This window comes from Rhodococcus sp. WY5 (assembly GCF_018588185.1).
GTDB lineage: Bacteria > Actinomycetota > Actinomycetes > Mycobacteriales > Mycobacteriaceae > Rhodococcus_F > Rhodococcus_F qingshengii.
Window position 1 is genome coordinate 4034825 of sequence record NZ_JAAMPR010000001.1, and the last position, 11414, is coordinate 4046238.

General features: G+C 62.4%; 11 protein-coding genes. 5 read left to right on the top strand and 6 right to left on the bottom strand.

The annotated features are described in order from the left end of the window. Nucleotides 1–50: 50 nt before the first annotated feature. Entirely contained in the window at nucleotides 51–266 is a 216-nt protein-coding gene (locus G4D79_RS18720; protein ID WP_003944056.1) for a hypothetical protein, read from the bottom strand. Between the two features lie 159 nt (nucleotides 267–425). Between G4D79_RS18720 and coaE the strand changes: the two genes are divergently transcribed. Continuing rightward, entirely contained in the window at nucleotides 426–1640 is a 1215-nt protein-coding gene (gene coaE / locus G4D79_RS18725; protein WP_099698265.1) for a dephospho-CoA kinase, read from the top strand. 4 nt (nucleotides 1641–1644) lie between these two features. Here coaE and G4D79_RS18730 read toward each other — a convergent pair whose 3' ends face one another. Next, the gene (locus tag G4D79_RS18730) at nucleotides 1645–2163 is read right to left on the bottom strand and encodes a DUF402 domain-containing protein (RefSeq protein WP_003944071.1); all 519 of its coding nucleotides are present in this window, start codon (nucleotides 2161–2163) and stop codon (nucleotides 1645–1647) included. 86 nt (nucleotides 2164–2249) lie between these two features. Between G4D79_RS18730 and uvrB the strand changes: the two genes are divergently transcribed. From uvrB to G4D79_RS18745, 3 genes are all read left to right on the top strand, one after another. Next, the gene (gene uvrB, locus G4D79_RS18735; protein WP_099698266.1) at nucleotides 2250–4412 is read left to right on the top strand and encodes an excinuclease ABC subunit UvrB; all 2163 of its coding nucleotides are present in this window, start codon (nucleotides 2250–2252) and stop codon (nucleotides 4410–4412) included. A gap of 45 nt (nucleotides 4413–4457) precedes the next feature. Further along, nucleotides 4458–5333: a hypothetical protein gene (locus G4D79_RS18740; protein ID WP_007728746.1), complete on the top strand. Its 876-nt coding sequence runs from the start codon at nucleotides 4458–4460 to the stop codon at nucleotides 5331–5333. A 188-nt stretch (nucleotides 5334–5521) separates the two neighbouring features. Beyond that, nucleotides 5522–5974 carry a universal stress protein gene (locus G4D79_RS18745; RefSeq protein ID WP_003944055.1) on the top strand — a complete coding sequence of 151 codons (453 nt, stop codon included), beginning with the start codon at nucleotides 5522–5524 and terminating at the stop codon, nucleotides 5972–5974. A gap of 1 nt (nucleotide 5975) precedes the next feature. Here the strand turns inward: G4D79_RS18745 and G4D79_RS18750 are convergent, their stop codons facing one another. From G4D79_RS18750 to G4D79_RS18760, 3 genes are all read right to left on the bottom strand, one after another. Then, entirely contained in the window at nucleotides 5976–6437 is a 462-nt protein-coding gene (locus G4D79_RS18750) for a DUF732 domain-containing protein (protein WP_099698267.1), read from the bottom strand. A gap of 83 nt (nucleotides 6438–6520) precedes the next feature. Further along, entirely contained in the window at nucleotides 6521–8803 is a 2283-nt protein-coding gene (locus G4D79_RS18755) for an ATP-binding domain-containing protein (protein WP_099698268.1), read from the bottom strand. Nucleotides 8804–8935: 132 nt separating this feature from the next. Next, complete coding sequence (locus G4D79_RS18760) at nucleotides 8936–9868, bottom strand: DoxX family protein (protein ID WP_099698269.1); 933 nt, start codon at nucleotides 9866–9868, stop codon at nucleotides 8936–8938. A 245-nt stretch (nucleotides 9869–10113) separates the two neighbouring features. Between G4D79_RS18760 and G4D79_RS18765 the strand changes: the two genes are divergently transcribed. Continuing rightward, nucleotides 10114–10680, top strand: coding sequence for a DUF2716 domain-containing protein (locus G4D79_RS18765; RefSeq protein ID WP_230793111.1), 567 nt, complete (start codon nucleotides 10114–10116; stop codon nucleotides 10678–10680). A gap of 28 nt (nucleotides 10681–10708) precedes the next feature. On the opposite strand, the gene G4D79_RS18770 is transcribed toward G4D79_RS18765, so the two are convergent. Beyond that, nucleotides 10709–11395, bottom strand: a complete 687-nt coding sequence (locus G4D79_RS18770) for an MBL fold metallo-hydrolase (RefSeq protein WP_030536735.1) — start codon at nucleotides 11393–11395, stop codon at nucleotides 10709–10711. Nucleotides 11396–11414: the final 19 nt, after the last annotated feature.

Below are 11414 nucleotides of genomic sequence, written 5' to 3' on the forward strand. Positions count from 1 at the left end.
ATGACCGGCACCGAAGGGTTGCCGGTCATTTTGTACTTCGTGAAGAGAACTCAGTTTGCGGGAGCAGGCACCCAGTAGGTGGCGGTCGCTTCGGCTGTGCGCTTACGCATCGACGCGAAGCTGTGTCGGCCTTGGCTCACGAGCATCGTGAACCACGTACGACGGTGCTCTGCCAGGGCAAAAGCAACTTCGGGAAACTCTATGCAGTGCACGCCGTTCGGCATTCCGAGGCGGTGCTGACCGTGATGGTCGCGATCTGCTCGCATGGCGTCCACTTTCTCGAGAAGGTGCAGGTACAGGTGCGTTCGCTAGAACATAACCGCACGGTCACCGAAATTGTGGTATTTGAGCCTCGAACGCCCCGGCGTGTTCGATCAGTAGGCGTGTCTGAATCTCTCGGGCGCGGAGATGAGAGACTGTCGAGTGTGTTGAGAGTTGGCCTCACTGGAGGCATCGGAGCCGGTAAGTCGACAGTGTCGAAAATCCTCAGCGAACTGGGAGCCGTCATCGTCGACGCCGACCTGATCGCCCGAGAAGTGGTCGAGCCCGGTACTCCGGGACTTGCCGCTCTGGTCGATGCATTCGGCGACGGGATTCTGTCCGAGGACGGCAGCCTCAACCGACCCGCGCTAGCGTCGTTGGCGTTTGCCGACGACACGTCACGCGGAACTCTCAACGGCATCCTCCACCCACTGATCGGTGCGCGGACGATGGAGCAGATTTCGTCTGCGCCGTCGGATGCGGTGCTCGTTCAAGATATTCCGCTGTTGGTCGAGGGTTCGATGGCGCCGGCATTCAATCTGGTCGTCATCGTTTACGTCGACGAGGAGGAACGAGTTCGGCGCTTGGTGGGCTCGCGCGGCATGCCTGAATCCGACGCTCGTGCGCGCATCGCAGCGCAGGCAAATGACGATCAGCGTCGTGCTGTTGCCGACGTGTGGCTCGACAACAGCGGAGAGCCGGGTTCACTCGACGACGTGGTCCGCGACTTGTGGGCGAATCGACTTGTTCCCTTCGAGAAGAACCTCCGCGAGGGCACGGTAGTGCGCGCACTGCCCGAGCTGACTCCAGCCGACCCGTCGTGGCCGGCGCAGGCCGAACGAATCATCGGCCGGTTGTCGTTGGCGTCCGGTGACCGTGCGCGCCGTATCGATCACATCGGATCGACCGCAGTGCCTGGTCTCGATGCCAAGGACGTGATCGACATTCAGATCACTGTCGAGCACCTCGGCGTTGCCGACGACCTCGCGGAAGATCTGGCCGCTGCCGGGTTCCCCCGGGTCGAGCACATCGTCGCCGACGACCCGAAACCGTCGTACCTCGGTGGCGAGACCGATCCGGCGGTGTGGGCGAAGCGAATTCACGGAAGCGCCGATCCAGGGCGCCGCGCGAACATCCACATTCGGGTGGATGGTTGGCCGGGTCAGCAGTTCGCGATCCTCTTCCGTGACTGGCTTCGCGCCGACGCAGCGGCGCGTGCCGAATATGCCGAACTCAAGGTCAAGGCAGCCGAGAGTGCCGCAGGCATCGACGACTACGCCGCTGCGATCGATGCCTACCTGGGAGTCAAGACGCCGTGGTTCGACGCCGCTTTCCACCGGGCATGGGAGTGGGCCGAGAAATCAGGCTGGTCCCTCTAACCACTCAGCGCCACGTGACCGGCATGCCCACCGAGGTGAGCCAGGCGTCGAGATCGTGACCGTGGGCGGCGATGCCCTCGATAGCGCGGGCCGCGTTCAGCATCGCACGCTCTGACGTCTTCGGGTCGAGAATCCCGGCGGTGTTCGCCTCGAGCAATTCGTCGACGTCGAGCAATTCGACGCTGCGTCCGGTCTGCACGATCAGGTCGAGGTAGTGGTCCTCGGACGTCCAGACCTGGTCGCCGCGGATGAAGTCGCCGATGTCGACATAGAAATCCCAGTCTCGGATGTGTTCCGGGGTGAAGTGCAGGATCGACGCCCGAATTCCGAGTTCGGGAATGATCCAGGACTCCAGGTAGTGAAACCGGGGATGGTCGGCGTGGCGCGCCATGTACAGCCCCCACGGTTCTTCGCGGTAGTGCTCGACCGGGCGAACGAAGCCCTTGGGATCGACGTTGGTGCGAGCTGCGATGTCGAAGGTTTCGACCTTCGGCCGGTGAATGTGGGGACGTTCCTCGCTCATGGTCGAAGAACCTACCGCCGAACTGCATTTTCGGCTGAACGCGGACGAGCGGGCATTGTGTCGGTAGGTGCGCTTACCCTGGTTTCATGGCGTTTGCTTCCGAACATCCCGTGGTCGCGCATTCCGAGTTTCGGCCGGTTGGTGACATCGAGCGCTCAGACGCGCGCTTCGAGGTCGTCAGCCCGTACGAACCGGCAGGCGATCAGCCGGCAGCTATCGCCGAGCTGGAGAAACGGATCAACGAGGGGGAGAAGGACGTAGTCCTCCTCGGTGCGACCGGTACCGGCAAGTCGGCCACGACTGCGTGGTTGATCGAGAAGCTGCAGCGCCCGGCTCTGGTGATGGCTCCGAACAAGACTTTGGCGGCTCAGCTCGCGAACGAGCTTCGGGAAATGCTACCCAACAACGCGGTCGAGTACTTCGTCTCGTACTACGACTACTACCAACCCGAGGCGTACATCGCCCAGACGGACACCTACATCGAGAAGGATTCGTCCGTCAACGACGATGTCGAGCGGCTGCGCCACTCGGCGACGTCCAGCCTTCTGTCACGACGGGACGTGGTCGTGGTGGCATCGGTGTCGTGCATCTACGGCCTCGGTACACCGCAGTCGTACCTCGATCGCTCGATTCAGCTGGACGTCGGTGTGGAGGTGCCGCGGGATGCGTTCCTGCGTCTGCTCGTCGACGTTCAGTACAACCGCAACGACATGGCGTTCACGCGAGGTTCGTTCCGCGTGCGCGGCGACACGGTCGAGATCATTCCGTCGTACGAAGAGCTGGCGGTCCGCATCGAATTCTTCGGTGACGAGATCGAGGCACTGTACTACCTCCATCCACTGACTGGTGACATCGTTCGCCAGGTCGACACGGTTCGTATCTTCCCGGCGACGCACTACGTCGCCGGCCCTGAACGCATGGAGCGTGCCGCCAAGGACATCGAGGCGGAACTCGAAGAGCGACTCGCCGAGCTCGAAGGCAAGGGCAAGCTCCTCGAGGCTCAGCGTCTGCGCATGCGTACGCAGTACGACCTCGAGATGATCAAACAGGTCGGATTCTGCTCCGGCATCGAGAACTACTCGCGCCACATCGACGGCCGTGGCCCTGGAACTGCCCCCGCAACCTTGATCGACTACTTCCCGGAAGATTTCCTTCTGGTCATCGACGAGTCGCACGTGACGGTTCCTCAGATCGGCGCCATGTACGAGGGCGATATGTCGCGCAAGCGAAACCTGGTCGAGTTCGGATTCCGGCTACCGTCGGCAACAGATAACCGCCCTCTGACTTGGGAAGAATTCAGTCAGCGGATCGGTCAGACCGTCTACTTGTCGGCGACACCAGGTAAGTACGAGTTGGGTCAGTCCGGCGGTGAGTTCGTCGAGCAGGTGATCCGCCCGACCGGATTGGTCGATCCCGAGGTCATCGTCAAACCCACCAAGGGACAGATCGACGATCTCGTTCACGAAATCCGCGAGCGAGCGGAACGTGACGAGCGTGTGCTGGTCACGACGTTGACCAAGAAGATGTCGGAAGATCTGACCGATTACCTGCTCGAACTCGGTATTCGCGTCCGCTACCTGCACTCGGATATCGATACGCTCCGGCGAGTCGAGTTGCTCCGTCAGCTCCGCCTGGGGGAGTACGACGTGCTGGTCGGCATCAACCTCCTGCGCGAGGGACTCGACCTTCCCGAGGTGTCGCTGGTCGCGATTCTCGATGCCGACAAAGAAGGTTTCCTACGTAGCTCCACCAGCCTCATTCAGACGATCGGCCGAGCGGCTCGAAATGTATCCGGTCAAGTGCACATGTATGCGGACAAGATCACCGCTTCCATGGCGCAGGCCATCGAGGAAACCGAGCGACGACGCGAGAAGCAGGTCGCCTACAACGAGAAGATGGGCGTCGACCCACAACCTCTACGCAAGAAGATCGCGGACATTCTCGATCAGGTGTACGAGGAGGCAGAGGACACTGCGGCGTCCGTGGACGTCGGTGGTTCGGGTCGCAATGCGACGCGTGGTCGGCGTGCGCAGGGTGAGGCCGGTCGTGCGGTCAGTGCGGGTGTGTACGAGGGGCGCGACACCAAATCGATGCCTCGGGCCGAATTGGCAGATCTGGTCAAGGAACTCACCGATCAGATGATGAACGCTGCACGTGACCTTCAGTTCGAGTTGGCTGGGCGATTGCGAGACGAAATCTCGGATTTGAAGAAGGAGCTTCGAGGAATGGACGCCGCGGGTCTCAAGTAGGTCGCCTCGCGTGCGTTCGTGCTTTCGACCGCTACGGTTTCAGGTATGGATGCACAGACTGCAGGCAAGACCGCGCGGACTCTCGAACTTCTCCATTCCTTGGCGTACTTCGTCCCGGAGACGGAGAAGGAACTTGTCGGCGTCGGGTTGGAGCCTGGCCGAATGGTGTACTTTGCCGGGCGATCAGCTCCGCTCGGCGCTCCACCCGCGACTGTCGTCACGGCCACCTTCTTCAACTTCAATCCTGAATTGATCGCCAGTGTCATCCCACGTGCCTGGGAATTGGCAAGGCCCACAGAGGTTGTCGCCGCGCGGTATCGGGCAATCGACGCGGCGTACGTCCGCCTGTTCGGTGCAGACGTGACAGGATCGGCGGACATGGCCGAGGCCGCCGAACTCGTGTCGATCGCTGCCCAGAACATTCCTGGAGTGGACGGCCGCCCTCTGTACGCGGGTTGGGCGTCGCTCGACTGGCCGGCCGAGCCGCACCTGCGTTTCTGGCACGCGCTGACACTGCTGCGTGAGTATCGCGGTGACGGCCACATTGCGGCCCTTCAGACCGCGGGATTGAACGGCCTGGACGCGTTGATCACGCACACCGCGACGGGAATCGGGTTTCAGCGCAAATTCGCGCAGACTCGTCGCGGATGGTCGCAGGAACAGTGGGACGAGGCCGTCGAGAGTTTGAAGGACCGCGAACTGCTGGATCGTTCGTCCGGTGCGCTGACCGAGGACGGGCAGGACTTGCGTGACGTCGTCGAAGACCTGACGGACGACCTCGCTTTGGCTCCGTGGGATGCGCTGGGTGAGGAGGGTGCCAAGCGGTTGCTGGAATTGGCGACGCCGTGGCGTACCGCCCTGGTCGAGCAGGAAGTATTTCCGGCGGCGCTGTTCGGGCCCCGCTTTGGCAAACTTCGCTGAGTGGTCACCACCGAACAAATGTGTCTGTGACGAAGAATCACGTTCACTGTGGGCTTGTGGCGTGTACTGCAAATAACACTATCCGCGGCACAATCCCGCTAATGTCAGCGCAGCGGTTGTCGAGCGGGCGCAACAGCGTTGCGCCCGGTGCCGGCCGTACCGTCCGTCCCGTAACCATGGAGGAATGAATGAGTGCCTACCGGACCGTTGTCGTAGGAACCGATGGCTCCGAGTCGTCACTGAAGGCAGTCGACAGAGCTGCCGCCATCGCCAGTGGCTCGGACGCTCAGCTCGTCATCGCGTGTGCGTACTACCCGGCTGATCCCAAGGACGTGAGCGCTGCCGCTGATGCGTTGGGTAACGAGGCCTACCAGGTCACCGGTTCCGCTCCGACCTACGAGATCCTTCGCACCGCTCGTGAGCGCGCACATGCCCAGGGGGCAAAGGATGTTGTCGAGCGCGCCGTCGTCGGCGCTCCCGTCGAATCGCTTCTCGCTTTGCTCGACGAGGTGAAGGGCGACTTGCTGGTCGTCGGAAATCGCGGATTGAACACGTTGACCGGGCGTCTACTCGGATCGGTGCCTTCCGATGCCGCTCGCAAGGCGACGTCCGATGTCCTGATCGTGCACACCGTTCGCTGAACTACCGGCAATAGTCGGCCTCGGCCGCATCGACGAACACTTCAGCCAGCTGATCGGCGCTGGGGGGTGTTGTCGATGCGGCCGAGCCGTTTCCGGAGGTGACCATTGGTTCGCTTGCTCCGTTCAGCGATACCGCCCGCAGATTCGCGATGATCATCGCTCGATCCGTTCCGGCCGCGAGCTGCTGGCAGACGCCGTCACCGAGCGCCTGCAACATGTCGTCGGAAAAGGCGGGCGTGACCCCGGTAGACGCAAGCGCCGCCCGCAGCCGATCTGCCTCGTCTACCGGTTTTTCTGTCGGTGCGGCAGCAACAGCAGCGATGTCGTCGCTGCCGGCAGCAGCCGTCGAACTCGAATCATCCTCTGAGCAACCGGCTGTCACCGCCGCAAGCATCCCGATGCTGATCACCACGCGAGCGATCTTGCGGATGGGTGCGGCGGAACTTGCGGGCAGGCCAAGCACGAGGGGTCATTCCTTCAGTCGTCGACACAAATTGGAGTGACACCACCATTCGTGGTGTCACGCACGAACCTACTCCGTGATGCTCACGAATCGAAGGCCAACTCTGCTGCTTCGACGCCGTCGAGAACCGCGGGGAGCGACTCGACGTGAATGATGCCGAGCCTCTGGGTAGCGCGGGTCAATGCGACGTAGAGGTCGTTCATTCCGCGTGGTGACTCGTCGAGAATGTCGGCAGGTTCGACGATCAACACTGTGTCGAACTCGAGTCCCTTGACGTCCTTGACGGACAGGACGCTTACGGTGTCACTCGCAATGCCCGCCAGATCGGCAACGACCTCGGAACCGGCGATCACTGCGGTGATACCGGGATGCGACTCGGACTCGATGCAACGGCGCACGGTCGATTCCAATTCTTCGGCCGTGGTCTTGAGCGCCCACGGCGCGAATCCGCTGTCGCGTACCGACCGGGGCACGGATTGCTCCGGGTCGATCTCGTCGAGCACACGGTGCGCGACATCCATGATCTCCGAGGGAGTTCGGTAGTTGACGGTCAGTTCGGTGAGCTTCCAGCGCTTGGCGACGTAAGGCTCGAGAATCTTCTGCCAGGACGAAGTTCCCGCGGGATCACCGGTCTGAGCTGTATCGCCGACCAACGTCATCCAGCGATTCGGTATGCGCCGCATCAGCATTCGCCACGCCATTTCGGAGAGCTCTTGGGCTTCGTCGACGATCACGTGACCGTAGGTCCAGGTTCGGTCGCCGGCAGCGCGTTCTGCCGTGGTCTGGCGCTGGCCCTGATCGTGGCGTTGGGCGAGTTGGCTGGCGTCGATCAAGTCGTACGCCATCAAGATCTCGGGATCCATCTCGTCTTCGAGATCCTGTGGTGCAGACCCGGTGAGGATGTCGAGGGCGCCCTGGGCGTCGGCGATCTGCGCGCGCCATTCACGTTGTGCGCGTTCGCGTTCGGCGGCGTCGTCGACGCCGAGAATCTCGGCCAGTTCGTCGAGCAGGGGAGCATCGGCCGCACTGAAACCCGGTCCGACGCTCTGCAGAAGCTCGTCGCGTTGGGCGTCGTCGAGTTGCGGCGCTGCCTTGGCCAACCTCGCCGGCGACGTCCACAGTTCCGCGAGGATTTGCTGCGGCGACAATTCGGGCCACAGCTTTCCGATGGCGGACATGATGTCAGGGTCCTCACGCATCTCGTCGCGAATGTCGGCGATGTCGTCCCGACTGAGGAGTGACCCACCGTCGACGAGGTTTCCGCCGATGAGTTCGGCCATCTGCAGTGCCAACGCCTCGATGACTGCTGCCACGAAGATCGGGCGCGCCAGGTTGTGTGGGCGACGCGACGACCGAGCACGCCCGCGCGCCTTCGTGACAGTCTTTCGATCCAGCTTCAAGTCGTACGTGTCGAATCGAAGGGTAATCGGCTTCGACGGAACTTCCTGCCGATCCCGGACGGCGTTCTTGAGCACGTCGAGGATCGCGAGGGAACCCTTGATCTCACCGGCGGCGAGGGAATCCGTACGAGTCGCACGCACTCCGGGGTACAGGTCCCCGATCGTCGAGAGTAGAACTCCGGTCTCACCGAGTGAAGGAAGGACCTGGCTGATGTAGTCGAGGAACGTCGCGTTCGGCCCGATGATGAGAACACCGGCCTTGGCCAGTTGCTGGCGGTAGGTGTAGAGCAAGAAGGCGGCACGGTGAAGGGCGACTGCGGTTTTGCCGGTACCCGGACCGCCCTGGACGACCAAAACGCTCTTGTGCTCGGAGCGGATGATGGCATCCTGCTCACTCTGAATGGTCTCGACGATGTCGTTCATCTGACCCGTACGCGCTGCGTTCAGAGCGTCCAGGAGAGCGCTCTCACCGGCGACGCCGCCGGCTTCGGTCACCACGCCTGCGGCGCGGGCCGCGTCGAGGTCCAGGTATTCGTCGTTGATGCCGGTGACTGTGCGGCTCCGACTGCGAATATGGCGTCGCCGCTTCACGCCCTCAGGTGCCGCGGGCGTCGCCAGATAGAACGGGCGTGCCATCGGAGCTCGCCAGTCGAGGAGCAGCGTTTCGTAGTCGTTGTCGGTGTCCAGGATTCCCAGTCGGCCGACGTAGCGTCGCTCGTCGTCGAAGTCGATGCGTCCGAAACACATTCCGTTCTCGGCTGCGTCGTACTTGGCGAGATCCTCGGTGTACATGGCGTTGAAGGATTCGCGTTCGCTGCGTGCTTGCGGGGTTCCGCCGGTCTCGAGGAGGACCGTGCTCAAGCGAGTTTGGGCATACTTTCGAAGATCGTCGAGACGGGAGTACAACATCGTCACGTACTGCTGCTCGAGCTCTTGCTCGTTCAGTGACGGGTCCGCGTCGGGCAAAGGATCTCCTAGGCTTGATGAGAAATTCAGGCGCTGCAAAAGCGCCAAGACAGTCTAGTTCCCCCAGATGAACTGCCGCATAGATACAGGTCAGGCCACCCGAAGGTGGCCTGACCGTGTCTTTCGGTGCACTCAGTGCGTCAATTCGTCCTTCTTGGCGCGAGCCTTTTCGAGCGCCTTCTCTGCGCGCTCGCGAGCACGCTTACCCAGCACCTCGGTCTGCTCCGACGCCGTTTCGGCCCACTCGTTGCTCTTCTCGAGGGCGAGTTCGGCGAACTCCGAGCTGCGCTTGCTCGCCAGCTCTGCCAGTTCGGCGCTGCGCTCGCGTGCGGTCTCGGCCAGTTCGGAGCCGCGCTTCTGCGCGACTTCGAGGATGTCCGGGCCGCGTTCCTTGGCGACCTCTCCGAATTCCGCGGCTCGCTTGCTCGCGATCTCCGCGAACTCGGAGCTGCGCTCCTTGGCAAGTTCGAGCCAATCCGTGCCGTGTGCCTTCGCGGTTTCGGCAAGTTCGGAACCGCGTTCGGACGCCACCGACAGAGCGTGTTCGACGCGATCGCTCGTGTGATCGGTCTGCGATGCGACCAATGGAAGTGCTGCGGCGATAGACGCCTGGGCCTTCTTCGCGGCGCGGCGGCCACGCCAGCCGAGCGACGGCTTGCCCTCGGTGTCGACGGAGGCGATCATCAGTCCGCCGAGCAAGCTGACGTTCTTGATGAAGTTTGTGCGCTGCATCGCTCGCAGTGACGGATCGGTTTCGTTCCAGAAATCGTGACCGGCAAGCGTGGTCGGTACCAGGCTCCCCGCGAGCACCAACGACGCGAGCCGCGGCGCCTTGCCGGTGGCCAGCAGGGCACCGCCGCCGATCTGGACGGCGGCGTTGATCTTGACGAGTGTTTCCGGATCAGCAGGCACCTTCTGCGTCACTGCTCCTGGCAGCGTCTCGACGGATTTGTCGATCAGCGGTGACGCTTTGGCTGCTCGCTGAGCAGGGTTGCGCAAAGCATCGATTCCCCCGGCGATGAAGATCGTGGAAAGCAGTGGACGAGCAATTCGACGTACCAGCATGTTTCAAGCCTCCCGATGTAGGTTCGTTTTCCACCCTAGCGATCTCACAAGGAATTGGTCCGGTTCGGCGATCCCGGCACGCCTGACCCGGTCGCCGGATTCCTGGTCGCCGAAGCGCGCTGTACTGCGACGATGACTTCTCCACTGATCCGGACACACCGTTCTGAAGTATCCGTTACCGCGTATCCGCATACGGCGTGTTCGAAGGTGTCACAGTATGCGCACCGTTCGAGCACGATGGTGTTGTGACCACCAAGATGACTCAGAACTTCGGCTCGACCCTTCCCACCGGCTGGGGACAGCTGTCAGACGAGGAGAACGAGAGAAACTGGGCGATCTTTCGTGACCGCTTTGGGTTCACGCCCGGCATCGACGCACGATCTTGGCCCGCCATCGCCGAGCCCATCCCGTCCGTGGTCTTCGATTTGGGTGCGGCGCCAGCTGCGACTCCAGGGGCGTGGGCCGCTCGCGTGGATGCGATCAACGCCGAAGCGTTGCGCTGTTTTGTCACCGATTGGAACGACGATCCCAACTTCGTCGTTCTGGATTGGCAGCATCCGGGCTACACCTTCGACGCGGAGGCACACGCTGCTGCGAAGGAGCTTGCGGAGTGGCGTGTCCCGGTCTATCCGAACGGTGACTACTACATATTCAGTCGGGACGACTTCACGGAAGGGACCTTCGGCCATCCGTGGGAACGCACGCTGTGTGTGTTCGGGGAACGGATGGTCGAAGGACTGGGCCGGACTCTGTCGACCTGGCTTCCGCGACTTCGAGTCAACGGTGAACAGGTCGACAGCCAAGTCGGTTAGCGGGGTCCAGTACGGAACAGGTGAAACGTCACCAACCGCGTTCGCGCCACTCCGCCAGGTGCGGGCGCTCGGCGCCGAGCGTCGTGTCCTTGCCATGCCCGGGGTAGACGACGGTCGCGTCGTCGTACCTTCCGAACAGCTTGTTTTCCACGTCGTCGAGCAGAGAAGTGAACTTCTCGGGGTCGGCGGTCTTGCCTACTCCGCCGGGGAAGAGCGAGTCGCCGGTGAAGAGGTGAACCTGTCCGCTCGGTTCGGTGAGAGCCAGCGCGATGGAGCCGGGCGTGTGGCCGGACAGGTGAATGACGTCGAGGCTCAAGTTGCCAACGGTCACCTTGTCGCCGTCTTCGAGGAGCACGTCCGGGGTGACGGGAAGGACCTCTGCGTCGAGGGGGTGCGCGGCGGTCGGCACCTTGGTTGCGGCGTGAACGTCTTCGAGGGCCAACCAGTGATCGCCGTGCTGGTGGGTGGTGACGATGGAATCGAAAACAGGTGCTTCCTGTTCGATGAGCGCGATGATCTTCTCGGCTTCGTTGGCCGCATCGATCAGGAGAGATTTCCCGGTCGTGGAACAGACGACGAGGTAAGTGTTGTTGTCCATTGGGCCGACCGACATCTTCGTGATGACGGCGCCTTCGACTGTGCGCCGCTGAGGGGCAGAATCGGGGGAGACCTGACCGGTGTAGGAGTCGTCGATCACGATGGGCTGATTCGTCATGAAACGCAGGCTACCTTCG

Bases quoted from the DNA above. Each gene is read 5' to 3' on its own strand.
- G4D79_RS18720 (WP_003944056.1), bottom strand. From the start codon at position 266: ATGCGAGCAGATCGCGACCATCACGGTCAGCACCGCCTCGGAATGCCG.
- G4D79_RS18730 (WP_003944071.1), bottom strand. From the start codon at position 2,163: ATGAGCGAGGAACGTCCCCACATTCACCGGCCGAAGGTCGAAACCTTC.
- uvrB (WP_099698266.1), top strand. From the start codon at position 2,250: ATGGCGTTTGCTTCCGAACATCCCGTGGTCGCGCATTCCGAGTTTCGG.
- G4D79_RS18740 (WP_007728746.1), top strand. From the start codon at position 4,458: ATGGATGCACAGACTGCAGGCAAGACCGCGCGGACTCTCGAACTTCTC.
- G4D79_RS18745 (WP_003944055.1), top strand. From the start codon at position 5,522: ATGAGTGCCTACCGGACCGTTGTCGTAGGAACCGATGGCTCCGAGTCG.
- G4D79_RS18760 (WP_099698269.1), bottom strand. From the start codon at position 9,868: ATGCTGGTACGTCGAATTGCTCGTCCACTGCTTTCCACGATCTTCATC.
- G4D79_RS18770 (WP_030536735.1), bottom strand. From the start codon at position 11,395: ATGACGAATCAGCCCATCGTGATCGACGACTCCTACACCGGTCAGGTC.